This is a genomic window from Clostridium beijerinckii, from assembly GCF_008705175.1.
In the GTDB taxonomy this organism is placed as follows: Bacteria; Bacillota; Clostridia; order Clostridiales; family Clostridiaceae; genus Clostridium; species Clostridium beijerinckii.
Genome location: NZ_CP043998.1, coordinates 3,138,536 through 3,164,388 on the forward strand (window position 1 = coordinate 3,138,536; position 25,853 = coordinate 3,164,388).

The 25,853-nt window shown below is 28.1% G+C and carries 21 protein-coding genes; 4 read left to right on the forward strand and 17 right to left on the reverse strand.

What is annotated here, in order from left to right; translation table 11 throughout:
- The first annotated feature begins 266 nt into the window (after window positions 1–266).
- On the forward strand, window positions 267–476 hold the full coding sequence (locus F3K33_RS14080) for a cold-shock protein (RefSeq protein ID WP_023976494.1): 210 nt from the start codon (window positions 267–269) through the stop codon (window positions 474–476).
- Between the two features lie 161 nt (window positions 477–637).
- Here the strand turns inward: F3K33_RS14080 and F3K33_RS14085 are convergent, their stop codons facing one another.
- The 5 genes from F3K33_RS14085 to F3K33_RS14105 form a co-directional block, all read right to left on the reverse strand.
- Window positions 638–1,591 carry an L-lactate dehydrogenase gene (locus F3K33_RS14085; protein ID WP_023976495.1) on the reverse strand — a complete coding sequence of 318 codons (954 nt, stop codon included), beginning with the start codon at window positions 1,589–1,591 and terminating at the stop codon, window positions 638–640.
- 94 nt (window positions 1,592–1,685) lie between these two features.
- The gene (locus F3K33_RS14090) at window positions 1,686–2,705 is read right to left on the reverse strand and encodes an ABC transporter substrate-binding protein (RefSeq protein ID WP_023976496.1); all 1,020 of its coding nucleotides are present in this window, start codon (window positions 2,703–2,705) and stop codon (window positions 1,686–1,688) included.
- A 176-nt stretch (window positions 2,706–2,881) separates the two neighbouring features.
- Window positions 2,882–3,583: a lysoplasmalogenase family protein gene (locus F3K33_RS14095; RefSeq protein WP_039768625.1), complete on the reverse strand. Its 702-nt coding sequence runs from the start codon at window positions 3,581–3,583 to the stop codon at window positions 2,882–2,884.
- Window positions 3,584–3,808: 225 nt separating this feature from the next.
- The gene (locus tag F3K33_RS26610; RefSeq protein WP_023976499.1) at window positions 3,809–3,955 is read right to left on the reverse strand and encodes a hypothetical protein; all 147 of its coding nucleotides are present in this window, start codon (window positions 3,953–3,955) and stop codon (window positions 3,809–3,811) included.
- Between the two features lie 20 nt (window positions 3,956–3,975).
- The gene (locus F3K33_RS14105; RefSeq protein ID WP_051144760.1) at window positions 3,976–4,824 is read right to left on the reverse strand and encodes a polysaccharide deacetylase family protein; all 849 of its coding nucleotides are present in this window, start codon (window positions 4,822–4,824) and stop codon (window positions 3,976–3,978) included.
- A gap of 69 nt (window positions 4,825–4,893) precedes the next feature.
- Here F3K33_RS14105 and F3K33_RS14110 point away from each other — a divergent pair, with 69 nt between their 5' ends.
- Window positions 4,894–5,040 carry an AraC family transcriptional regulator gene (locus tag F3K33_RS14110; protein ID WP_077723666.1) on the forward strand — a complete coding sequence of 49 codons (147 nt, stop codon included), beginning with the start codon at window positions 4,894–4,896 and terminating at the stop codon, window positions 5,038–5,040.
- Between the two features lie 101 nt (window positions 5,041–5,141).
- On the opposite strand, the gene F3K33_RS14115 is transcribed toward F3K33_RS14110, so the two are convergent.
- Entirely contained in the window at window positions 5,142–5,459 is a 318-nt protein-coding gene (locus F3K33_RS14115; RefSeq protein ID WP_039768626.1) for a nucleotide pyrophosphohydrolase, read from the reverse strand.
- 641 nt (window positions 5,460–6,100) lie between these two features.
- Between F3K33_RS14115 and F3K33_RS14120 the strand changes: the two genes are divergently transcribed.
- Both F3K33_RS14120 and F3K33_RS14125 read left to right on the forward strand, forming a co-directional pair.
- Complete coding sequence (locus F3K33_RS14120; RefSeq protein WP_039768628.1) at window positions 6,101–7,834, forward strand: ABC transporter ATP-binding protein; 1,734 nt, start codon at window positions 6,101–6,103, stop codon at window positions 7,832–7,834.
- A gap of 1 nt (window position 7,835) precedes the next feature.
- Entirely contained in the window at window positions 7,836–9,605 is a 1,770-nt protein-coding gene (locus tag F3K33_RS14125; RefSeq protein ID WP_039768630.1) for an ABC transporter ATP-binding protein, read from the forward strand.
- A gap of 255 nt (window positions 9,606–9,860) precedes the next feature.
- On the opposite strand, the gene F3K33_RS14130 is transcribed toward F3K33_RS14125, so the two are convergent.
- The 11 genes from F3K33_RS14130 to F3K33_RS14185 all read right to left on the reverse strand — a co-directional run bounded on the left by F3K33_RS14130 (window position 9,861) and on the right by F3K33_RS14185 (window position 25,431).
- Window positions 9,861–11,402 (reverse strand): GxxExxY protein, encoded by a 1,542-nt coding sequence (locus tag F3K33_RS14130; protein ID WP_039768632.1) that lies wholly within the window; start codon window positions 11,400–11,402, stop codon window positions 9,861–9,863.
- A 290-nt stretch (window positions 11,403–11,692) separates the two neighbouring features.
- Window positions 11,693–12,175, reverse strand: coding sequence for a DNA-deoxyinosine glycosylase (locus F3K33_RS14140; protein WP_039768634.1), 483 nt, complete (start codon window positions 12,173–12,175; stop codon window positions 11,693–11,695).
- Between the two features lie 532 nt (window positions 12,176–12,707).
- Window positions 12,708–13,364: a leucine-rich repeat domain-containing protein gene (locus F3K33_RS14145; RefSeq protein WP_012059002.1), complete on the reverse strand. Its 657-nt coding sequence runs from the start codon at window positions 13,362–13,364 to the stop codon at window positions 12,708–12,710.
- A gap of 249 nt (window positions 13,365–13,613) precedes the next feature.
- A complete protein-coding gene (locus F3K33_RS14150) occupies window positions 13,614–14,243 on the reverse strand; it encodes a histidine phosphatase family protein (RefSeq protein WP_023977005.1) in 630 nt (209 codons plus the stop codon).
- Between the two features lie 365 nt (window positions 14,244–14,608).
- Window positions 14,609–15,790, reverse strand: a complete 1,182-nt coding sequence (locus F3K33_RS14155) for a Wadjet anti-phage system protein JetD domain-containing protein (RefSeq protein ID WP_039768636.1) — start codon at window positions 15,788–15,790, stop codon at window positions 14,609–14,611.
- Window positions 15,777–19,031 (reverse strand): ATP-binding protein, encoded by a 3,255-nt coding sequence (locus F3K33_RS14160; RefSeq protein ID WP_039768638.1) that lies wholly within the window; start codon window positions 19,029–19,031, stop codon window positions 15,777–15,779. Before F3K33_RS14160 ends, F3K33_RS14155 begins: the two co-directional genes overlap by 14 nt.
- Window positions 19,006–19,611, reverse strand: a complete 606-nt coding sequence (locus F3K33_RS14165; RefSeq protein ID WP_039768640.1) for a DUF4194 domain-containing protein — start codon at window positions 19,609–19,611, stop codon at window positions 19,006–19,008. The genes F3K33_RS14160 and F3K33_RS14165 overlap by 26 nt, the downstream gene beginning before the upstream one ends.
- 2 nt (window positions 19,612–19,613) lie before the next feature.
- Complete coding sequence (locus F3K33_RS14170) at window positions 19,614–21,005, reverse strand: Wadjet anti-phage system protein JetA family protein (protein WP_039768642.1); 1,392 nt, start codon at window positions 21,003–21,005, stop codon at window positions 19,614–19,616.
- Between the two features lie 197 nt (window positions 21,006–21,202).
- Complete coding sequence (locus tag F3K33_RS14175) at window positions 21,203–22,054, reverse strand: Rpn family recombination-promoting nuclease/putative transposase (RefSeq protein WP_236891959.1); 852 nt, start codon at window positions 22,052–22,054, stop codon at window positions 21,203–21,205.
- Window positions 22,055–22,181: 127 nt separating this feature from the next.
- Window positions 22,182–23,738 carry a hypothetical protein gene (locus F3K33_RS26400; RefSeq protein ID WP_051144761.1) on the reverse strand — a complete coding sequence of 519 codons (1,557 nt, stop codon included), beginning with the start codon at window positions 23,736–23,738 and terminating at the stop codon, window positions 22,182–22,184.
- A gap of 13 nt (window positions 23,739–23,751) precedes the next feature.
- Window positions 23,752–25,431: a hypothetical protein gene (locus tag F3K33_RS14185; RefSeq protein ID WP_051144762.1), complete on the reverse strand. Its 1,680-nt coding sequence runs from the start codon at window positions 25,429–25,431 to the stop codon at window positions 23,752–23,754.
- Window positions 25,432–25,853 lie beyond the last annotated feature (422 nt).

Genomic DNA, 25,853 nt, shown 5'->3' on the forward strand with positions numbered 1-25,853 from the left:
CTGCAAAAATATTGTTGCACTGTTTTATTGCCAAATTCGACAAATAAACTCGCACTTTAAACCTATTTTCCCATAATATTCTTTTGTTTATAATTATAACACATTTTTTCTAATTTTATATTAGAATTTAATATAAATCAAAAAAAAGCTTAAAGTAGATTATTTTTTACTTTAAACTTTTGATTTATTATATTATTTTAATGTTTAAAATCCATTCTTTTAACAAAGACTATAAAATATAATTATTGCAAAAGGAGGAATTTTTCATGGCTAAAGTTACTGGCGTAGTTAAATGGTTTGATACAGAAAGAGGCTATGGATTTATATCTTGTGACAAAGGAGATGATGTTTTTGTACATCATTCACAAATTAAAGATAAAGGGCCTGATAAAGATCTGCATGAAGATGAAAGTGTTACCTTCGACATTGAAAGTGGCGAAAAGGGCCCTATGGCTACAAATGTTCAAAGATTATAATATAAGATTATATATATGGATTAAATGAATTGTATCATCTACTTTTGAAAACCCAATTTTCTTAGAAAGGTGATTCTTAAGTCCAAATAGCTAAATTTATTAATATAAAATATCTAATTTAATTGCAAAAAAAGAACCCTTGTTTTAGGGTTCTTTCAACTTTAAAGTGTATTGGCTTTCTCTATATATTCTCTTAAAATTCCACATGTATGATTAAATTGTGATTTTTCTTTTTCCGTCAAGTTTATTTCAACAATTTCTTCTACTCCATTTTTGCCTAATATAACAGGTACACTTGCAAAAACATTTTCTTCACCATATTGTCCTTCTAATAATGTAGATGCAGGAAGTATTCTCTTTTCATCATGAAGTATTGCTTTAACTATTTCACTTAAACCTACGCCTATTCCAAACTCTGTACATCCTTTTCCAGCTATTATCTCATATGCTGCATTTGCTGTTCTACTAGCTAACTCATCTAAATTAAGATTTCCATAAGTTTCTGGTTTTTCCTTCATCAAATCAAATAATGGTTTTCCACCAAAATACACATGTGACCATGGTACCATTTGTGAATCCCCATGTTCTCCCATGCAATATGCTTGTATAGATTTTTGATCTATGCCTGCTTCATCTGATAATATTCTTCTAAGCCTTGATGAATCTAACGTTGTTCCAGTTCCAAACACTTTGTTTTTCGGAAAACCTGTTTTTTTCCATATATAATGAGCTATTACGTCTACTGGATTTGATATAACTATAAATATACCATTAAATCCTGATTCTAGTATTGGATCTATTATAGTATTTACTTCGTTTATTGTATCTTCTAAGTAATCTAAACGTGATTTATTATCCTCTGGTGGAACTCCAAGACTTACTACTACAATATCTGCATCTTCGCAATCTTTAAAAGTTCCTTTTTTACTCTTTACATAATGAGGTAAATATGAAATTGTATCACTTAAATCAACTGCTTCTGCATTTGCTTTATTTTCTATTTTATCAATCATTACAATTTCATCACATATACCCTGTATTGCTAGAGAAAATGCACAATGTGAACCTACATTTCCACTTCCAACTATTACTATTTTCCTAGTTTTTATACTCATTTTTAATCACCATCTACTTCCATTAATAATTAGGGACATGAAATAAAATAACAAGTTCAATTTTTTTGATTGTGCATTAGTAAATTAGTCACTACTATTCAACAATACCACCTGTTGCTTTTTCAGCATTAGCTTCTATATCTGATGGAATCTTAATATTCAATTTCTTTGCAACATCTGTATTTATAACTACTTTTATTTCACTTAATTTTGTTATTTCAATTTCTGAAGGCTTCTTTCCCTCAAATATTTCTGCAGCTTCAAAGCCTGCTTCTTTTCCTAATTCATAGTAATCTATACCTAATGTTGCAAGAGCGCCCTTACTAATCGCAGCGTCTTCTGCACCAATTACAGGAATATTTTTTTCTAAACAAAGCTTACCTACTAATGTATAGCTTGAAGCTACTGTATTATCTGTTGGTGTGTATAGTGCATCAATTTCACCAAGAGCACTTGATAAGTTTTGATTTATTTCATTTGTATTAGTGACTGCTATTTCCTTTACTGTAATTCCATGTTTTTCTGCTTCAGCCTTAAATTCATTAACTTGAATTACAGCATTAGTTTCTGATGAATTATAAATTACCCCTACAGTTTTAGCATTTGGAATTAACTTTACTAATAATTCCATTTGTTTATCTACTGGAGTCTTATTTGATGTACCTGTAACATTAGTACCTGAACTCTTCCAATCCTTTGCAACTCCTGCTTTTACTGGATCTACTACTGCAGAACATACTATTGGTATATCTTTAGTAGAATTGTACGCCGCTTGAACTGCTGGTGTTGCAATTGCAAAGATTAAATCCTTCTTACTATCTGTAAATTGTTTAGATATGGTTTGTGCATTTGATTGATCACCTTGAGCATTTTGCTGCTCAATTTTTATGTTTTTTCCTTCTTCATATCCTTTTTCTTTCAGTCCATCAATAAAACCTTTATTAGTTAAATCTAATGCGTCATGTTGTACTAATTGTATAATTCCAATATTTTTTACTTCTGATGAAGTAGTTTTCTCTTTACTAGAACCTGTTGTATCTTGTCCACATCCCGAAAGCACTCCACCTACTAAAACTGTACATAATAACATTGCCAATTTTCTTTTTCCTACCATATTACTGTCCTCCTAATTTTTCACTTTCATAATTAACACATTCCTACTGTACTACTAATTTTAATATCATTATGATAATTTATTTCATATTTTCATAATGATTTGATAACATTTTACCAATCTTTTTGTTATAATATCATAATTTATAATTGTTGTAAAGTTAAGGAGGCGTTTGGCTAATAGAGTAAATCTTTCTCACAAATTAATACAGCTAAAAGTGTCCATCCTGGAATATATGCTATCCATATAATATTAGTAAGCCATGTAGTCTGCTGCACAAAAGGAGGATAAAATACTGAAAATGCTACGCCAACATCACAGACAAACATTAAAGAACTAGAAACAGCTATTATACATGAAGCCTTTTTAGTAAAATAATTTCTAAAAATAGTACAGACGGATGTCCAAGTCATATAAGATAAAACAGCACCAAATATTAAGATCCCTGCTTTCATTACTAAATTATTAATGTATGGCATCAAAATGCAAAACACTGCAATAAAAATAATTACAAAAAGTATTGCAATTGATATTTCTGCCTTTCTTAATTTAAAATTTTTTTGATAAGCTACAATTAAACAAAGATAAGCACACAGAAATCCAAAAACTCCAAATAGAGATAAGTCTATATTTATTTGCATCGTATATGCAAATACTAAAAAGAAATCAGCAATAACAAGGAAAAAGAAGGATAAAGCCATTAGTTTTTGCTCTAAAAATTTCTTCTTTATTGTTATTGCTGATAAAAAAAGAGTAACCATGATAACATATTTAAGATATAAAACCATATTTTCTTTAGGATAAATATTATCAAAAATTAAGATCAAAATAGTTATTGGAAAATAAATTGCCATTAAAATTCTTTGTGCATTATTCATTTAAATTCCTTCCTATATTTATATTTCATTGTTTTTAGTACTTATAATTTATTCATAATTTAAAACGTCAATCATCTATATAACAAAATTCTCTCCTCTAATTTTAGGTTCATATTTTAAAATTAGAAGAACTCGTTACTTTTTATCCGTTGTTTTTATTATTAACAATATTACAACTAATTAACCATTGCGTTCCAAATATGCCCAACTTATAGTACATTAAATCTAGGCAGTAATTTTGTTTTTATATTGAAAAAAGCCATCCATAGTGGATAGCTTTACTGTAACCTCTTCATCCATCTGCTCATATTGATTTTCACCAAGAGCTATGCCTGTGCCAAATCGATGGTCTTTTATAGTGAGAAAGTTCACAAAAAATAGCCCATCTTTCTTTAATCAGCAGTTTTAAAAAAATCTTGAAAATGTGCATCATCCTTAAGCTTAATATATTTCCATATATCCTTATACTTGATTTCAAATTCTGCATGATCACCAAGTGCATGAATAACACCTACGCTAAGACCTAAGGAATCTTTAGTCATATAACTAAATTCACTTCCCATATTATCTGATGGATCTGCAGCTAAAAGTCTTTTTTTCCAATCATCAAGAGAAGATGTATTAATATCAGATTTATATTGAGCTTCGTAATCGCTATTTACTGCCTTAAATTTTCCAGTAATAAGCATATTAACAAAATCATCATTAACATCTACAATATCATTTAATCTTAATTTCTTATTATTTATAATATCAAGATTAGTGGTATAAAAAAGATTGCTTGGATGTGCAGCTCCTGAAACGTTCCCTACCCCAGAGTAAATTATGCTAAGAAGCTCTGGCTCCTGGCAAACAATTTCATATTTTATATCAATGGTTACCTTACCGTCCACATCTTTATAATAATTATTACCCTTTAATGCTTCATTTTTGATAGTCTCATTCAATTTTTTTTGTTTTTCAGCATCATTAAAATCTGTTATTTGAGGATAGCTTATCTTAGTCCCTTGATTATCATCATAAGTTTCGCTTATTATTTTATATGAACTTTGGTACGATGACTTATTGGCCTTTTGAGCTACATCTCCATTTGTCTTATTATTTTCTATTTTAGAACTTTCAGAGGAAACATTGTTATTTGCCATAGCTTCCTTTGATAAATCATTTGTCTTTCCACTACATGAGACAGTTATTGCAATTGTTCCTATAATTATTAATCCAATGCATAATTTTCTAAACATAATCTCCACCTTTATACCATCATATTTAATATTTTTCCTTACTTAGTTTGAATATTTTTCGGTTTATTTATGTTTATTATAGCATATCCTTTCCATAATATAATCATCGGCAAAATAAGTAGTTTTCTTTACTATTCCAGCCAAAGCCACTTTCAAAAGGCCTTTAAAAATCACTATGGTATTACCCCAGAACTTTATCGAAAGTCTGCAAAATAGGCAGTCTATCACTTAAAAAGATAAACTGCCTATTAATTTTAGCATATATACAACTTTAGGGTCAGTAGGATTATCTCCTGAATTTAATTGTACTTATGATTTTATAATTCTGTGTACTTCTTGCTGTTACCTTTAGCTTTTTCTACTGGATATTTCTCTTCGTTTTTATCCATTTTGCTATTTATGATTTTCTCTAAATCTACTCCTAATGAATCAGCCATATGTATACAATAAACCATAACATCAGCCAGCTCTTCTAAAACATGTTCTTTATTATAGTTTTCTTCATCCCATAAAAATTCTTCTAGAAGCTCTCCTGCTTCTATGGATATAGCTTTAGATAGATTGGCTGGGGTGTGAAATTGATTCCAATCTCTGTCATTTCTGAATTTTCTTATTCTATTTATTGTATCTTTCATTAAAATCACTCTTTCTAGGGTTTTCCAATTTTTATGTTTATTATAGCATAGATTTGGATAAAATGATTAAATATAATTTTCTTCACGTGTTTTAAGCTTTTTAATTACTAGTATATCTGCTGGCACCCAGTTAAGGCTGTCTATATCATCTATAAACATCCATTTTGCATCATTATGCGCATTTACTTGTATTATACATTTTAATTTTAATTAAATTATTCTCTTGCCTTTTTTGTTAATTTGTAGTATATTTGCAACATGATGTTTAAAAAATAATTTTTTAAGGAGGTTGAACTATGAATACAATTATATTATTTATTACATTTATAAAATTAAATACATGTACTTATTCATCTGTGAAACCTCGCGAAAGAACTGCTATGTGATATCTATCACTAACTTTTAGCATTTAACTTTTATATTATTTTGCGTTGAACACAGCTCTGAATAGCTGTGTCTTTTTTGCGTTTAAAGGTTTATAAAGTTGCTTTGTTTAACTTAGGGCATATTCAAAACTTATTATTTATCTTCATGCACCTAATTAAAAACTTTATAAATTTAAAATTTTAAACATCATGCAATATCTAGGCATATCAAACTATCAGATTATTTAAATCATATGCCAAAAAGGAGGAAATTTTATGACCTTATTTAAAAATTACATTGCAAAACAATGGAAATTACTACTTTTGCCTATGTTTGCTATGATAGTTTCCATCTGTGCAGATAGCTCTTATCCTTACTTTCAAAAGATATTTATTGATAATATAATTCTTGGTCATATGGATAATTATTTAATTATATTTTTAATAGTTGTTGCTTCAGTTGCGCTAACTCATGGTTTATTTTCTTACTTAAATGAGTATTTGTTTGATAAATTCGCTCTTATAGTGTGTAAAAAATTGAGACAAGATTTATACTCTAAATTTCAATCTTTTGAATTCTCTTTTTTCGATAATAATAACACTGGTGAATTACTTTCGAGAATTATTGAAGATGTAGATGTAGTATGGGACACTCTATCCTTTGGACTGAGATTGCTATTGGAAGCAATAATACTTTTTTCAGTTTCTGCCTTTATAATGTTTAATATAAATAAAACTTTAACTATTATCTGCTTACTTGTTTTATTACCCGTTGCTTATATTGGAACAATTATGGACAAGAAGTTCTGGACTGTATATTCACAAATTAGTGACCAAACAGCAGAAATAAACTCTATAGTTCAGCAAGATGTTTCTGGTATCAGACTTGTAAAAGCTTTTGCTCGTGAAAAATATGAAATATCAAAATTTTTGAAAGTAAACAAAAAATTCTTTGATTTAAATGTTGAGCAAGCAAAAATAGTTGGGACTTATGGTCCTATAATTGAACTTTTAACAAACGCTGCACCAATTTTAATGATTGTTTATGGTGGTTATTTATGTATTCAAGGAAATTTAAGTTTTGGTAGTTTAGTAGCATTTACTAGTTATATTTTTAATCTTTCTTGGTGTGTAAAGAATTTAGGCTTTTTTATTAACTTACTTTCACAAAATAAAGCTTCTATGGGTAAGATAACTGATATTTTAGATAGAAATTCTGAAATTACTTCCAAGGAAAATGGTTATAACCCTACTGAAGTTAAAGGAGATATTATATTTAAAAATGTAAGCTTTTCCTATAACAATGTTGAAGTACTTCATGATATAAATTTAAATATTCCTCACGGAAGTGCTGTTGCAATAATGGGTACCACTGGATGTGGTAAAAGTACATTACTTTCTCTAATAGGCAGGTATTACGATGTAACTAAAGGAGAAATTTTAGTTGATAATGTTAATGTTAAGAACTGGAACTTAGAAACTTTAAGAGCTAATATGTCTGTTGTATTTCAAGATACTTTCTTATTTTCTGATACAATAAAAAACAATATAGACTTTGGAAGTGATAAATCTGAAAGTGCTTTAATTAAAGCTGTTAAAGATAGTGCTGCTTACTCCTTTATTAAAGAAATGCCAGAAGGTTTTGATACCATTATTGGCGAAAGAGGTCTTGGCCTATCAGGAGGACAAAAACAAAGACTTGCTATATCAAGAGCAATATTAAGAAAATCACCTATCTTAATTTTGGATGATTCAACTTCTGCCCTTGATATGGAAACTGAATTTAAAGTTCTTCAAAATCTAAAAAATGATAAGAAAAAAGCAACTACTTTTATAATTGCCCATAGGATATCTGGTGTAAAAGACGCTGATATCATTCTATTTATGAAAGATGGTAGAATTGTTGAAAAAGGTGATCATTCAAGTTTAGTCAAGGCTAAAGGTTACTATCATAGTGTATATTCTCACCAATTTCAGGATTTTGAAGCACTTACATTGGAGGCGAATTAATATGAATGATATTTTACATGAATCATCAAAGATTCAAATAGTAAAAAGACTATTAACCTATGTTAAACCTTATAAGCTGAAAGTTACTCTTGTAATTTTACTTTTACTTATTGTAATGGCTTGTAATTCAGTTACCCCTTATTTAATGAAAATATCTATAGATACTTTTGTTGCAGATAAAAATGTTAAGGCTTTATTTCTTCTTGGATGTGGATTAATACTTATGAATATATTTTCAATGATTTTATCTGGAATCAGAACTATCGCCATGTCTAAGATTACCAATCAAATCTTAGTGGATATTAGACATAGCTTATATACTCATATACAAACTTTAAGCTTTAACTTTTTTGATAATAGACCCGTTGGAAAGATTATTTCAAGAGTTGTTGGAGATGTAAATGCTCTTCAAAATTTATTAAATAATAGTATTGTAAATTTAATTCCTAATGTTTTTACTATTATCCTTGTAATTTGCCTAATGCTTATATTGAATCCAATGCTAGCTGGTATCTGCTTAATTACAATGCCTTTATTATTATTTGCAATGTTCTACATTCAAATTAAGGCAGATAATAAATGGAAAATTTTTAGAGAACATCGTTCTTCTTTAATTGGATACACTCATGAATCTTTATCAGGTATGAAGGTAATTCAAGGTTTTAGCAGAAAATATTACGCTAAAGATAAATTTGACAGCCATATTGGAAATCATGCAAAAGGTTTTATGACTGCTGTATTTACTCAAGATTTCTTTTGGCCATTTTTGACTTCCTTCCGTGGTTTAAGTATGGTAATTCTACTCGGCTCTGGATATTTGTTAAGCAAACAAGGAAATTTAAGCTTAGGTACCTTAATGGCATTTTTTATGTACATTGAAATGCTTTGGAGACCTATAATAAATCTCTCATCATTTTATAATGCCTTTGTCACTAGTATGTCTGCTGGCGAAAGAATTTTTGATATTTTAGATACCAAAAGTGATATTGTAGATGAAGCATCAATTAGGTCTCTCCCTCAAATTAAAGGAGATATCGAATTTGATCATGTTACTTTTTCCTATACTAACGCTGATATTCCAGCCCTTAAGAATACTTCTTTTAAATTAAAAGCTGGTGAAAAAATAGCTTTAGTTGGTGAAACTGGTGCAGGAAAAACAACTATAACTAATTTAATTAGCAGATTTTATGACCCTACATTTGGCTGTGTAAAAATTGATGGTGTAGATATAAAAGACGTCACTGTTGAAAGCTTAAGAAGCCAAATGGGTATAATGCTTCAAGATTCATTTTTATTTTCAACCTCAATTAAAGAAAATATACGCTATGGTAAATTAAACGCTACAGATGAAGAGGTAATACAAGCTGCAAAGGCTGTTAATGCTCATGGGTTTATCGAAAAACTAGAAAAGGGATATGATACTGATGTAAATGAAAGAGGCTCAAGACTATCCCTTGGTCAGAGACAATTAATAGCTTTTGCAAGAGCCTTAATTGCAGATCCAAGAATACTAATACTAGATGAAGCAACTGCAAATATAGATACTGAAACTGAATTATTAGTTCAAGAAGGTATAAAAAAGCTTATGGAAGGAAGGACCTCAATAGTAATAGCTCATAGACTTTCTACAATAAGAGATTGTGATAAAATTTTTGTTCTTTCTAAAGGCAGAATAGTTGAGTCAGGTACTCATGATGAACTCCTTAAAAATCATGGCTATTATTATAAACTGTATTCAGCTCAATACAGCTTCCTAAAGCAGGATGCTTAAAAAGTTCAAGCTATTTAAAGAGTAACTAAAAAAGATAACAAAATAAATAACTTAGCTAACTCATTTAGGAGTTAGCTAAGTTAAAAACATATTAAATTAAGCTCTTTTTTCAATTCCTCCTGATATATCTATCATATAATACTTTTTAGGTACACATACGCCTGTTGTATTAAACCTTTTTGTCATAGCTTCACTCTTCATCTTTAAATAGTATGCTATGCTGCTCTGCAAAAATTACTAATAACTATTCACTATCTAAACAAACACTACAAATATTTCCTTTCCTTCATAGTGTATTATTTCTTTTTTATACTCTTTATCTTTATTAAAATTGTAAACAACAAGATATCCCTTATCTAACCCTTGAATATCAAGATAGTCTTTAAGCTGATTTAATCCTTTTTTATGGTATTCAGCACCTCTCCATATTTTAAGTTCAATTACGTACTTACTTGAAAGATAGCTAACTACTATATCAAGTCTCTTTTCTTCAGAAATCTGTACTTCTTTGAAATCAAACCCTACACCATTTATTATTGGTTTTATAAATGCTAAAAATAGTAATCTACCCTCACGTTCTATAAATTTTGAGTCAATGGAACTGTATTGTTCTTTAATAAACTGCTGAAATCTTAAAAGTATCCTTTCAAAATCTAATCCATTTTCAATTATGAAATTTTCTTTAAAATTATAAGTTGACATATCTGTTTTATTTTCAAGCTTGGAAGAGAAATAATTATAAAGCATTTGCTCAAATATTCTGTTAGACATTTTTACTGTTCCATCGATATTTTTTAAATATCCATATATAACTCCTAAATTAATAAGTGGATTATGAATATTAAAAGTCTTTTCCGTACCATTAATTATTAAATCAAATATATAATCTTTAAATTCATTATTATTTTCAATATTTTTTACTAAATCATCAAAAAGTGTATTATTTTCTTGTAGCAATTCCTTTACTGATCTATTAATATTTTCTTCATTCCATAATAATTGATTTTCATCAATTATCTGACAAAGTCTGCTTACTAAGAAAGGGTAACCACTTGTATAAAAATAAATTATTTCTGAAATTTCTTTAATACTAATTGTCACATTTTTATCTTCTGAATATTCTTTTAACATGGTGCTTATCTCATCTGAATTAAAACTCATATCTACATTGAAATTTACTGCTATATTCCAAGGACTATTATATTTTTTTTCGTCATCTTGTCTGATTTTAAGCTTCAAATTCTTAATATCATACACCCCAGCAAGAATTACTGAATAAAAGGTTTTATCTTTACCCTGTTGCCTTAATAAAAATTTATTTCTAAGCATTCCTAAAAAGCTCATAAATAACTGATTATTAGAGCTCTTATCAACTTCATCAATAAACAGTACAATCTCTTTGTCAACAATTCTACAGAAATTTGTAATAGCTTTTGACACAGCATTTAAATCATTAATATCTTCAGACATTTCATAAAGTTTAGATGAATATTCTTGGTAATTAAACTGGATGCTATCTCCGAAGATTTTTAATATTGTTTTAGAAAAAGTTTTTTCTTCCTCAAATATTAAATCTCCTAAACCTTCAAAACTAATACTTAAAACTAAATATTCGTCTTTCAATTCTTGTTCTAGCATATACATTGTAGTAGTTTTTCCATATTGCCTTGGTCTATTTATAACAAAATAATCTCCTCTATAAACCATATTTTTTATTTGAGTTAGCTTATTTGTTATATCAACCATATAATGCAAATGAGGAATGCAAACACCTGTTGTATTAAATCTTCTGTTCAAAATCAACACCTCTTTTCCGTAGTTGTATTCTATCTTTTACATTGATACCCGAACCACTTATATAGTAATTATTATACCATATATTAAGAAACTAAAATTTTTTTCATTCTAATCTTCTTAACTTTTTTCATTGTTAAATTGTAAAAAGTTTTTATTCAAACCCATATTCCTTTAAAAGAATATTTAATTGATCTATATTACTGATTCCTATACTATCAACTTTTATCTCATCTATGTTTTTAACAAAAGCACTGTGGGTACTTCCACTGAAATATCATTTTTAACTGCCTTTACTCTTTTATGCATTTCCAATAATCTATAAGAGTATCTAATGTAAATTTAGCGTTGGCGGGACTAGTTGAAGGTAACTTTATAATATCTCTTTTTATTATTGGATATGTATATTTCATGTAAAGTTTGAAAGCCTTGTCACCATTTGCATATATCTTTTCAATGCTAGCATTATTCAATACAATAGATAGATCTGCTGGTACTACATTCTTAATACTACTGTCACTTGATCCTGTGATTTCGCAGCTTTCTATTACGTCCCAAAGCGCAATTCCATTATTTAAAAGCATATCTTTCTTGCCAAAAGTTGTATTAGCTTCATTACAATCAAAAATTCCTGCTATTACTTTCCAAAATCTATTTCTGGCATTGGCATAATAAAATTGAGCTTCTCTTGATTGAACTGATGGAAATGTACCAAGTATTAATATCCTTGATTTTTCATCATAAATAGGTTCAAGCATCTGCTTTACTTGTGACATACTATTCCTTCCTTTCCTACTTAAAAGAGTTACTATTTATCTTTTTCCCTTTATATCTGCGAATTTAAGTATCCTATAAGTCTTTTTATTAAATTCTCCCTTATTTTAAAAGCTTTTTCTCTATATAACTTTTTAACTCCATTTAGGATCATACAAGTTTTTGCCTCTTAACAGAATTCTGTAATTATCTGATATTGTACTTATGTAAAATTATATCATATTGGTACATATGAAAAAGCAGTAAATCAAGTTTTTACTAATTTACCGCCTAAAATCATATGCTATTATAGTATACATTATTATACTTTAAATTTTAATTTTTAATATTTCTTCTTTACTGAGTTTTGAATATTTTATAATCGTCACCTTTACTTATTAGGTCTAAATCAATGTTTCCTTGATAATATTGAAACCTTTTAGTTTAAAGTTTTATTCATCTTATTACCTTTACCTTTTTTATCTTTTGTTTAAATTTTAAAAGGAATTGCTTAAAATCAGCAATTCCTTCCAATATAAATTTAGTTAATGAGCATCATTTAGTATTTAATATAATTTTACTTGGGGATATACCATACTTGATTAAATATTGTTTTGTTTTTTCACTATTAACATAAAATACAGCCTCATCACACTCGTCAAATGCATCACGTCCTATACTTTCCACACTATCTGGAATTATTATCCTCTTTAAACTAACACACCTTTCAAATGCACTATCTCCAATACTAGTTACACTATCTGGAATTGTTACATCTGTTAAAAACTCACAATTATAAAATCCTCTATTTCCTATGCTTTTTATCTCAATATCTCCTATTTTTCCTGGTATAACTAGTGGAATACCAGTTTTTCCCGGACCCCAAGGGACATTTCTATTAAATTTTACAATTCCGCTAGTTGACTTAAGAATATCAAACTCCCCAGCTTTAATACATTCTATCCCAATTCCATTATCATCTAAATACCAGCCATCTACATCTTGATTCTTTTCCATATATCCAAAAGTACCGAAATAATACCAGTTTCCAGAAATATATCTCCAACCTTTAGCCCATGAATCGCCTTCTGAATACCACCAGCCATTAGAATTTTGTTGCCATTCTGCACTTGCACCTATTGGATTTAATAATAATACTGAAGCTACTATTAATACACTAGCTATTACTTTTGTCAATTTTAACTTTTTCATATTCTCCCCCACTTTTTACCACTTCATTTTAAATTAATGTTTTATTATATTTTAACATAATTACCAATAATATTCACCAGTATCACAAAACAGTCACTTTATCTATTTTTTATATCTTCCTTCCGGCTTCTAATATTTTCACTGAATCCTCTGCTAATTCCTTATCAATAGTACTTCTAGGCATTAAATCTTATCTTCTTAAAAGCGCCTTAATACATTTAACTGGTCTTTTTAAAAATTCCTCTTTATTTACCATCCTAATTTTTGCCCTTTTACTGTAAAATGACTATCATCGTTTTTAAATTCTATATTAAAATTATTATTCTTGTCTACAGTTATCTTTGTTAAAGTTGCTTGGCCCATAACTTCTATATTTACTTCTTCATCTTTAAAATAGTACATTAAAGCCTTTAGTGTTATTCCATGAGCTACTACAAAAATAGTTTTTCCTCTGTTTTTCTCTATCAACTTATCCATAGTTTCACTTATTCTAGTTCTAACACATCCTAATGTTTCACCATTTGGAGCACATAAATTAACATCACCATTCATAATTAAATCAATATTCCATTCTGGATTTTCTTTCATAACTTCATCTGTTCTTCTACCTTCATAATCACCAAAGCACATTTCCATTAATCCATCATTTGTTATAACTTCTATTTTCTTTTCCCCTTTAATTATGTTAGCAGTAACTAATGCTCTTTCTATTGGACTTGAATATATAACATCAATATCTATATCTTTAATCCTGTCCCGAAGCTCCATAGCTCTAGCAATTCCAGCCTGTGTTAAAGGCGAGTTTCCTCTCCCCTGTAATCTTCTTTCAATATTCCATTCTGTTTGTCCATGCCTTGTTAGATATACTACAGTATTCATTAGTTGTTTTCTCCTCATATAATTAATTATATAGTTATCATTTAAATAATTCTTTTAGAGATATTTTTTCATTTTCATTCTCTATATAAGTTTTATCTAAATCTATATCTAGCTTTCTTAATTGTAATCTCTCATATTTAAGTGATTATCTTACTCTATTGATATTTCTTTAAATTTGCCCATATTATACCTCGTTTAATTTAAATTATATGGCTTTTGTGATACTATTTTGGAGCTTCTTTTTAAACTATAATTAACTTTAAATTTTTCATTTGAATGTGGTTAATAAGATCCACTTCAATATATTCAGGGATTTTATGCCTATTTTCGATCCAATTTCTTAATTCATTTTAATAATTCAATTGTCAAAAAATTATTTCCTGCTCTAATTTTTTATTCAGTCTAATCATCATAGATAGGACATTTATATAATCCTTATATTCTTCAATTTCTGATAATCTATTAATCTCATTTACATCATTAGCTGTAAGATCCTTAGCATAATTAATATTTTCACATAAAGTTTCACTATCCATATTTAAAGTTTTAAATGGTATTTTTGTCTTTTTTATTAAATGAACTAAAATTTTAAAGCCTCCTGCATCAATATCACCGGAATGATAATAATTTATATTAGGATTTTCAGAATAAATTTTAATTAATAAATTTTGTCTAACACTATTATGATACCCACCTAAATAAATTACACCTCCATCTCCAGTATAATTATTAAATGATGTTAAATTTTCAATTGTTACTAGTTTACTTCCTGAAACTTTAATTTCTTTAATATTTTCTATATCCTTTGAACTTACAGCTATACCTCCAAGAAAATCATTTGCATTTATTTTACTTTCTTTAAGCCTCAAGCTTATATCTCCTTTAAAATAAACATAGGTATAATTCTTCAAAATGTTATAATCATTAAGAACTTCATCACTAGAAAAGTCTTTTATAATCTTAATTATTTTGCCCTCTATAGCTTCATACCTTTTGGAATCCCCATAAACTTTGACGGAAAAATTTCTTCTAAAAATTTCTTCATCTTGCTTTAGCACTTCATCTATACCTTTTAATATATCCTTACATTCCGATACATTATCAATATCTAAATATTTTTTTACAGATCCATTACTCTTAAGTTTATCTGTAATATATGTTGCAAAGTTCCCAAGAGCATCTTCCCGTTCTTTATAACTTTCCAATAATATGGAAAGTTCATCTTCTTTTTGCTTTTTTTCTTTCCTATTGAGATATAAATATGCTGCTTCTATATTCTCAAGGTTTAATTGAATCTTTTCTATAATATGGCTTTTGTATCCTTTTCCTTTATATACTTTTATAAATTTTTCAATTTCTAGCTGATTACAAGCTACATCAATTTCTTCTTTATATTTGTAATTTAGTTCATCAAAATATTCCTTTATACTTTTCAAATTAAATTTCAAATATATCTGTGTATCTCTTAACGCATCCCCCTTATAAATGACACTGCTTTCATAAGAATCAATTAACTTATTTAATAGTATTTTTTTATAATTTTTCATTTATCATATCCTCTATAATACTGAATTTATCTGCTTTTATTGCAAGAAGCACTGTATTTACGTAAGGAGTTATAGGCTCAATTTTTTGTGGTGGTGCTCCTATTAATAATTGCAGCTGAGAATTAAATTTATCATAAAATTCCATCATAGACATAATTCTTGCATCATCCATTTTATCAAAGGCTTCATCAAATAATATAATTCCTATAGATTCTGAAGATGAAGATACCCCTTTGTAAAGCTGCAGAAATGATGCTGCCATTGCAACATAAAATGGAGTTTGAGTTTCTCCTCCACTCTTCTCCCTGCATACTTTAGAAAATAATGATGTAGTATTATCATTATATTTAATCTCTATATCATAGCTCATATAATTTCTATAATCAGTTAATTTAATAAGTTCTGCTTCATTACTTTCATTATCTAAAGTTAACTTATCAAATAATTCATTTAGGAGTTCCTTATGCTTATTTTCATAAGATGTACTAAATAAAGTGAAACCTTCACCTATATTTTCATTATCCATTATCATATCATAATATTCTTTGTTTTCTTTACTTTTTCCAATTTTAAACTCGTATTCTTCATTTCCAAATTTGACATCTTTAAGGCCCTTATTTAATCCCTTAAATTCGGATTTCGCAGTATTAATATTTTCTTGAATTTTAGATAAAAAGTGTTCCTTAAACTCTTCTTCTGCATTTTTCCTTGAAGTTTTAACTTGCTCTTCGTATTCGATAACTTTACTTTTCACAAGATTATCAAGTTCATCTAAAAAAGTATTAATACCATTTATCCCAACTTCTGCTCCGAAATCATAAGTAATATTATATGATCCTTGAAGATTCTTTAAATCTTCTTCAGTTTTTGATAATTTAGTTTTATTTCCTTCCTTACTCACATTAAAATTATTTTTAATGACTTCAAAAGATTTACTTTCAGTTTCTTTAATAAATCTGTCTTCTGCCTCTTTGGCTAAAGAGCCAATTTTACTTTTATTTTCCTCTACCTGCACTTTTTTTATAGAAAGAATTCTTCTTTTGTCATCAATAATATTATTAATCGAAGATAAGTTTCCTTTTTTATTTATCAACTCATTTTCTATCTTCTTCTTACTTAAATTCAAACTTTTAATTTCCTCTTGAACTTCATTAAGTTTTATTTGAAGGGCCATATAGCTGTTATTCTTTTCCAACTCAAGAATCTCTTCCTTAAGTATTGAAACCTTATTACTTATATCTACTATTCTTTTTAAAACATCACACTTTTCCCTTAAGTTTTCAAGCCTAAGCTTATTAATTGTTTTAATTATATTTGTAACTATATTAATATCTTCTTTTAAAACATTAATTTCAGATAATAATATGCTAAGATTATCTTTTGCCTGCTCTAGTTGATATTTATAAGCATCTTCACCTATGTAAGGAGTTTTGTATGTCTTTGGATTTATAGCTCTTGCAACATTATTTTTATACATCATACATGTAGGAGTTATGGATGTTTTATGTTCTTTCAATTCTGAAACATGAGTGCATCTTATTACATTTCCTAATATCATATTAATATATCTTTTAGCATCAAGGCTTTTAGACACTACTACCTCTGCTAAGGAATTCTCTAAAGGATTATCATATTTTTCAAGCCCCTTAGTGTTTATTACTCCAACTGAATGTAACCCTTGTGCTTTACTTAATCTCTCATAAATTTTAAGTACTGAGTCAAAATCTTCTTCATCTACAATAAGATAAAATCTCTGAGTATTTAAATACCCTTCAACAGCATTTTTCCAAACTGGATCTGTAACTTCTAATAATTCGCACAATATTTTTGGAACAATTTCTCTTCCTAATTTTCTTGTTTCCTTTATGATCTCCTCTTTTAAAAGCATAACTTCCCTGGGATATTGAAGATTTCTCTTTTCAAGTTCAGAAATTTGTTTCTCTATATCCTTTCTATTATCTTCTTTCTGTTTTAATTCATATTCTTTTTCAGCTCTATACTTTTCCTTATTCTGTTTAGTTTTATCAATTACATTTTCAGTATTTATTGATGTTGTTTTATATTCTTCTATATTATTTTCATCTAGTGAAATCATTTTATTGTAAAAGTCACCTATAGTATCCGTATCCAATAGAAGTCTGCTTAATTCTTTAATATAAGATTTTTGTTCACTAAATTGTTTTAAAAATCGATCTTTATTTTCTTTTTCATGTCTATAATCTTTTTCAGCTTGTTCTAAAGAATTCTTCATAGTCTCTAATGCCTTGTATTCAGAATTCGAATATAAATCAGCTCGGATGTTATTAGCAATCTTTGTTTTGTCATTTATTTCATCATAAATAACATTATTCTTGTTAATTAAAGTATCAATATTAACATTCAAAGCAGTAATTTCTTTTATTTTTTGTTCAATTTCTTCTTTTAAAAGCTCTTCTTCTGCTTTTAATACTATGTATTCATGCAGACTTATTGTCCTTGAAATACTTTCATATAAGGAATACTTAGCCTTTATTTCTTCAAGCTTTTTAATTTTTACTTTCACTTCATTTAAGACGTCTTCAAATTCTTTAAAAGTTCGTATATTTTCTCTAAGTTCATCAATATTAACTGATTTCTCTTCTAGTATGTAAGTATATACAAACTCTTTAACATTAGAAATTGGTTTGAATGCTAAAGCCTTTGGAAGCAATTCGAAAAATTTTTCATTTAACCGTCCAAGTCTGTGAGAAAAATCTTTTTTAGCATCTACTATCCTTGTTGATGAAAATGGCATATTTACTTCTTTTCCATATGTTCTAAAATTAGATATATCAGTAGGTTCATTATTAACTATGAAAGTTACATCTTCAAATCTGCATTTTTCTGCTCTATACCAAAGAACCTTTTCTGAAGTTTCAGAAGCTGAATCAATCACTGCCCCAATTATAAAATGATTTTTCTTACTTTCCTCATAAAATTCCAAGGCTACGTGAGCTGAAATATCTCCGCTTCTTTCAAATTCATTGTCTTCTCTTCCTGTTTTAAATCTTACATATCCAGATAAGCTTCTTTTGGAATTTTCATTAGCTGCCTTATTAAAATTATTTTTAGAACAAGTTAAGACAAATTGAATAGCATCTAAAATTGTGGACTTTCCTGCTCCATTTTCTCCTGATAAAAGAGTTGAGTTTTTAATTTCAATTGTTTCATCCTTAAATGCATGCCAATTAACTAGCCTAATCCCCGTTAACCTCTTCATCATCTTTTACCCCCTTTCTTTTATAAGTTTCTAATTTTTCATAAATACTAGTTAAATTTTCGCTTCTTACTATCATTTGAATTGTTGGATAAACTATGATTCTCGCATCACTCAAAGTAATATCTCTATCCAATGTTTCGATGATATTAAATTTCTTTAAAGTTCTTAACGCCTGCCTAAGTAATGTTTTATCCATTAATCTATCTTTAAATCCAAGAGCCATAAACCTACTTTGTATTTCTTCTATTTCCACAATCACAACTTGAGATAAGGATAATTCCTGCATTTTTTCCTGGTATAAAATCCTTAGTATTAAAAGAGTAATACTATCTATAAGTTTTAATGAAATCTTATTATTACCAAACTTATTAATAAGCTGAGCCGCCTTTATAGATTTATTAATTTCAAGTTCAAATCCTAGTGGTTCAAAATATTCATTAATTGCATCTTTATGTCCTTCTGCAAAATAATAATCCTTTTTTGTGTCTTCCTTTTGCTTACAAATTAAACAATAGCTTAATAGTTTATTACAAACCTTTTTAAATTCATCTTTCTCTTTAATGGACAGTGAATCATATATCAAAATTACTTCCTCCATATCTCAAAGTTTTTAAAAGTAAATCCATTATTCGAAGCAATAATATCTTTTCTGTTAATAGAATATTTAGCTAAAACATGATTACCATATAACCTTATATAAATGATCTTAATAAAATCATCTACACTATTTATCTCAATTTCACTTGCAAGAACCATCTTTTTATCTCCTAAAAGTTCATCAACTATTTCATTTACCTTCTTAGGAGAATACTGTTTTTCCTGCTTTTTCTTAAATTCATCAATCTTTCTTTGACGTTCTTCCTTTGATAGTGTATCGCTTAAAATCTTACCTGGCTTAAAGGATTTTTTTCCTTCATTTGCAATATATAGAGATGTTTCATCTATATAACCATAAGAATATAAAGTGAATAAATCTGTAACTTCCTCCAGATAGTCTGATGATAAACTTAATTCAAGTTCTTTATATTCATTACTTATGTACTCTAAAATTCCTTTTACGGTACCTGTCATATCTTTAGAATTGTTAAGTAAAAACTTAGCCCTAGTTACAGCTGCTCTTATGTATTTAGCATTCTTACTATCAATATCATGCATAATATCGTCTAATTCATTAAATGCATTTATTATGTTATGAACTATATCCTTAACTTTTTCTATTCCCTCATCCAAAGAGCCCAATTCTTCATCTTCTCTGTAAAACTCTCCAGCTTCACTTAAAAATTCACTACTATTTAAACTTTCATTAAGCTTTTCAATAATTTTAGGCCTATATTTCGAGACATTTTCTGAAGTTTTTAATCTATGATATGCTTTATCAATTACTTCTTTAGTATAGTTTCCAAAGAACTCTTGCATTATCTCTTCAGGTGTTTTCTGTTTAGTTAATCTATCCATATACTTTTTTATATTTGAATTCAAGTTTTTCAATCCACTTATAATTCCTTTAGTATTTTCAAAAACCTGTTTAATAACAACTCCTGCCTTTTCATTTGAATACAGCATAGAATAAATACTTATTATATTTCCTTGATACTCTAAAGATTCTTTATTTACTATTTTTAAGAAAGCTTCTAAAATGACAATTGCATAATCATGAAAATTTATAATTTGTTTATAGTCATTAGTCTGTTCTGGATAAATCCATCCATAATTAATTAGCTTTCTAATCAAATAATTTGCTTTTTCCCTATTATTGTTCAACTGTTCATCTTCTTCATTTTCAATATCATAATTAATTAATACTAAATACTCTTCAATTTCATCAACTAATATGTCTTTATCAATACCATAAGACAAACCGTTTTGAACCAATTTATATATTAAAGAAATAATTTTAATATATAGAGTCTTTCCTTGGCTGGAAAGTGGAACAAAAAAATTCTCTGGAACTATTTCAAATATATTAATTTCCTTCATTATTTCTCCTTAAATTCTCTATTTTACTTATATATTACCATATTTCTTATTAGAATTATATTCAGTAATATAATTAAAGCTGAGACTTTCTAAATATATGAAAATCTCAGCTTATGCTAGTGTGCCCAGCATGGGCACACTAGTAAAAATAAGAATGTATTAAAATATTTTAATACATTCTCTCTATTTCTATTATTTTAAAAATACTTTTCTACATCTTTTATACTTTCAATATCTAAAATATCTTCAATAATTAAATTCAATTTATCACTATCTAAATTTTCTATTTTTTCATTATAATCACTATTTAAATCTCCAAATTTTTTAATAAGTAAATTTTTAACTCTTCTTATATCCTTTAATCTAGAACTTTCTCTTTCTTTTTCTATGCCCTTTTCTATTCCTTCTTTCTCCACTTTTTCTTTCATCTCTTTAATCATAAATGCATTATTAGCCACCATATTTTCCACTCCTTCTCTATTAGCTTCTAATATTTCAACTACATTTTCTCTTATAATCTCATCAACAGTATTTCTAAGCCAATGCTTTAATATTTCTTTTTCTCTATTTGTTAATTTATTAAATTTTGATGCTACAGCCTTCAATCTCTCAAAAAACTCTAACGGATCTACCTTTTGGTCTAATAAAAATATGGCTGAAGTAATATTATTATTTTCTATTAATTCCTCTTTAGTATATTGATGATTTACATCAATAAGGGAATATTTAAAGTTTACTATATTCTCACCAAATAATTCATTTTTATTTACTATATCTTTAAAATAAATCGGTACATTCCACTTTCTTGTAGCATTATATAATACTATTGGAACCACTGCTGGAACTTTAAATCCTTTTTTATTTTTCTTGGTTTCTTCTGTTAAGTTTTTTGTGTATTCTCTAAGTATTTCATTAATATAGAAGAACAATCTTAAAGGCATTCTATAATCAATAGTTGATTGAAACTCTAAAAGTGTATATAAAATAACTTCTTCATCATCAATATTTGCCTTATATACAATATCTGCTTCATTTTCTTCATAATCCAAAAATAAGAAGTACCATTATAGATCTTTAAATGCATATTGTCTTTTACGTTGCCTACCATTACGTTTTCTAATTTAAATTTGCTGTAGTTATCATATTTATCCATGAGAACGCACTGGCTTTTGGCTTCTAATTTTGTTGATATAAACTATTCCATTCATTCCATAAATCTTCATCTAATGCTGCTATATCAATAGCATTTTCTTTATATAATGCTCTAATTTCCATCAATCCAGAAAATGCGAGTCTCTTCCACGCCACAAAATTAAGATGCAGTGCAAATAATAAAATCTGTCCTTTGGAACGAGCTATAGCATCTAAAGCATCTACTAAACATAATACTCCATAGCCTGTTAACAGCATTCTTCTTAATTCTGGATGACTTCCAATTGGAATACATTCCTTCCAACTCTTATTAGAATAAAATCTACTTTTTATAGCCCATAGCAATCTAATTGACATTTCGTTAATAACAACTGGAATAGCTTGTGCCATACCAAATCTAGCGTCATAATGATTTTCAAATATTTTTACTGACAAATCAGCCAGTGATACTTCTGTTGGTTTATTGCTTTTGTCATTACCCGGATAAATCTTAAAATTGCCTTTATTGCATAACTGAAATAGTTCAAAAAATGGCATAGGTATTCCGCTACCATACCCATCAGGATTACTTCTTCTTCCAGACGAGCTTCCTGCAACATCAGAAATCAAATGTCCAAGCCAATTAGAAAAACCGCAGAATAATTTTGCTACAAATGTTTTTCCTTGTAATCTTGATGTTTCTGTATCAAATACAATTAGCCTTCCATTATCCACAAAATGTGATGTAGAAGTAAATTGGTCTACAATTGCAAAAATTAATCCTACTAAATCTGGAGCATGCCCTAATGATTTAATATGATGATTTGACATGCTCATCCCTAGTAAATCACCTGCCGCTTTACCAGTTGCTTGATCATAGTTTACTTTATGGTTTTCCTCTAAAAATTTTATAGCAGATGCAATAATAGTATTTCTATCTCCTTCAGGTGGGCTCCATCCCTTTAACTTGGCAATTTTTTTAACAAACTCATCTGTTTGATCATTTGTCCACTTACCTAATTTACTATGATCGGGCATTCCAACAAAAAAGCTATCAATTAATCCAGCTACAACTCCGCAAAAGGCTGCAATCATATAATCATACTTATCACAATTAGCTTTTTTCAGTGTATAATCTGAACGTATTCTCTCAGCTATTTCTGCTTTTTGAGCCTGTGATAACAAATTTTCAAAAGGATCAACTTTTAAGTCTATATTATTTTCAAGTGCAAACTTATTAATATTAGAAAGATACTCGTCCCAACTTATTGTATCATCAATTGCAATTGTAACTAATTCTTCAAATGCTGGCACTTTAATATCTACCTTTTCTTCCTCAGTTAGTGCAACTAACTTTTCGCCCTCTTCAATATGTTTTTCAGATACTTGAGATGTATCTATACCTTGCGTAGAGCAAAGCATTTCTGCCTGCAGTAGCAATTTATCAAGCTCTGATAAATTTTCATCATTTAATACTTCTAAGTTTGAAATTTCCTGAGAAGCTTTAACTAATTGCCTTTCTGCATTTTCCATTTGATTTCTTTGAGCTAATAGTGATTTTCCTGCCTCATTCACCATCTGATTATATATATTATCTGACATAAATCCTCCAGCATTATCCCATTATACTTTTCATAAAGCTTTTTGCTGCGCCCTTTACTGATGCCATTGCTGCATCCCCAACATTAAAGTAGCCAATTCCTTCAAAAGCATCATGTAATTCTTGTAATTTATTACATGGAATTGTATCATCTAATACCATATAATCTGAAGTAATCCCCTCTTCATTTGTTATTTCTTTCTCAAGATAACAAGATAAAATTAAATCACGTATCTTTTCCTTAGTTGCTCCTTCTGTTAATTCAGTTACACGTGTAAGATTCAATTTTTCAGGTAATTTACTAATGATCTTTTCAGTTTCTGCATATTGGATTCTATCTGAAGTAACTTGTGCACCTTTAGTTAACATGCTTATCATTGCAGAAATCTTTTTAATTTTAACTTCTGATTCTAATCCTTTTTCTATTTCTATTTGTAATCTTCTAGTAATTTCATTAACATCTTCAATTAAATAATTTAATGACCTTTGTGAATTTCTTATAATAGCCTGAAGCATCATTTCTCTTTGTTTATTATTTTCTAAATCACTTAATCCAGTAATTCTCTTTACACCTTTATATGTTCCAACACCAAGTAATACAGCAACACCTATTCCAGTAAACATACTTGAAAATCCAAGTATGCCTCCCATACCTAGTGATGCCAGTCCTGAAGTGATTCCCGCAGCGCTAACCCCCATTACTGACCCTGACAAATAAACAGCAGCTAATGGAACGCCAACAGCAGTTGCTTTAGATGCTAAATCCTTCATAGATTTTGTAATTTCTGTATCATTTTTTCTTTGAGCCAATATCTCTTCATCATTTTTTATTGCTGCCACTATATACTCAACTTGTTCCTCGTCAATTTCTAGATCATTATGTAACTTAACAATAAATTGATTTTCCTTCCAACTTAGTTCCTTATTCTTTTTTCTAAAAATATAGATAATATCCTTTAATAAAGATTTTTTAACTACGTCATAACTTACTTCTTCTACATTTTCTGATAAATAAGATAATAACTCTTCATTGCTTTCAACATTAGTATGATCAGTCATATATCCTCTTATTTCTAATCGGTCATCTGCATCCATTTCAATTCTTACAATAAGTGATATAATTTCTGCGTATTCCTCAGCATCTATCTCATTATCATCTGAAAAAGTAAAGTTACAAACTAATTTTATGTAAGCTTTCTTTATACCTATATCCATCATTGACAAAGGGCAAGTTTGAGATGTACTAACAAAGTCACTCTCATCTTGTGCTTGTTCAACTATTCCATTAATTAATTCTGTAAACTTTTCATATGAAATACCTCTAATATTATCAGTAATGTTCTTGCTTTCTCCATTTTTAAAATGAAAAATAACTTCCTTCTTTTCTTCGATTTTTCCATTATCTTTTTTTACTTCAGTACATATATATTCTGCTTTAGAAATTGTACTTAACTGAATTTTATCAGTGCCAGCTCCTAATGCATTTGTATATAAATATTCTCCTGTAAATAAACATCCCTCTTTAGCGCTGCCAAATATTGTTGTGTCTACAATAGCTAAAACATAATCTGGATTCAATCCTTGTGCCATACCAGAAATCGCACCATTTATTTTCTTTTCCGGTATATCTGGCGCTATAAAAACCTTATCTCCAAGGATTTTAACATTTTCTTTAATATACTTCTCTACTGACATTATTCCACCCTACCCTTTTTCAAATTCTTTTTCTAGCATATCTAAAATAAAAGCTTAATTATGATCTACAGCTGCAACTCTGTAATTTCCCTTAATAATAATTCCTATATTAGAATTTATTGTAAACAAATTATAGCATAATCCACTCTAATTCTCTATCATATGTAATGTTTAATTATTTATAGTTATCGAAAAAAGCTGAGATTCTCTAAATTCAAGAAAATCTCAGCTTATCTAATTCAATGTCCAATTATTATTATTTATATATCTATCAACTTGCTAAATTCTAATGCTATAATTTTTAATATATCAAAAATTTAATATAGGCATTAATTTAAAAATCCCACATTATAAATCAATGGTATAAGTTTATCTTCTAAGTTTTTAACCATATCTTTAAATTATAATTAATTTCTATATTT

Coding starts and splice junctions, on each gene's coding strand:
- F3K33_RS14110 (WP_077723666.1), top strand. CDS start 4,894: ATGTTTATTATAGCATATCCTTTCCATAATATAATCATCGGCAAAATA.
- F3K33_RS14140 (WP_039768634.1), bottom strand. CDS start 12,175: ATGTCACAAGTAAAGCAGATGCTTGAACCTATTTATGATGAAAAATCA.
- F3K33_RS14125 (WP_039768630.1), top strand. CDS start 7,836: ATGAATGATATTTTACATGAATCATCAAAGATTCAAATAGTAAAAAGA.
- F3K33_RS14145 (WP_012059002.1), bottom strand. CDS start 13,364: ATGAAAAAGTTAAAATTGACAAAAGTAATAGCTAGTGTATTAATAGTA.
- F3K33_RS14115 (WP_039768626.1), bottom strand. CDS start 5,459: ATGAAAGATACAATAAATAGAATAAGAAAATTCAGAAATGACAGAGAT.
- F3K33_RS14120 (WP_039768628.1), top strand. CDS start 6,101: ATGACCTTATTTAAAAATTACATTGCAAAACAATGGAAATTACTACTT.
- F3K33_RS14085 (WP_023976495.1), bottom strand. CDS start 1,591: ATGAGTATAAAAACTAGGAAAATAGTAATAGTTGGAAGTGGAAATGTA.
- F3K33_RS14155 (WP_039768636.1), bottom strand. CDS start 15,790: ATGAAAAATTATAAAAAAATACTATTAAATAAGTTAATTGATTCTTAT.
- F3K33_RS14160 (WP_039768638.1), bottom strand. CDS start 19,031: ATGATGAAGAGGTTAACGGGGATTAGGCTAGTTAATTGGCATGCATTT.
- F3K33_RS26400 (WP_051144761.1), bottom strand. CDS start 23,738: ATGTCAGATAATATATATAATCAGATGGTGAATGAGGCAGGAAAATCA.
- F3K33_RS14080 (WP_023976494.1), top strand. CDS start 267: ATGGCTAAAGTTACTGGCGTAGTTAAATGGTTTGATACAGAAAGAGGC.
- F3K33_RS14170 (WP_039768642.1), bottom strand. CDS start 21,005: ATGAAGGAAATTAATATATTTGAAATAGTTCCAGAGAATTTTTTTGTT.
- F3K33_RS14090 (WP_023976496.1), bottom strand. CDS start 2,705: ATGGTAGGAAAAAGAAAATTGGCAATGTTATTATGTACAGTTTTAGTA.
- F3K33_RS14095 (WP_039768625.1), bottom strand. CDS start 3,583: ATGAATAATGCACAAAGAATTTTAATGGCAATTTATTTTCCAATAACT.
- F3K33_RS14185 (WP_051144762.1), bottom strand. CDS start 25,431: ATGTCAGTAGAGAAGTATATTAAAGAAAATGTTAAAATCCTTGGAGAT.
- F3K33_RS14150 (WP_023977005.1), bottom strand. CDS start 14,243: ATGAATACTGTAGTATATCTAACAAGGCATGGACAAACAGAATGGAAT.
- F3K33_RS14105 (WP_051144760.1), bottom strand. CDS start 4,824: ATGTTTAGAAAATTATGCATTGGATTAATAATTATAGGAACAATTGCA.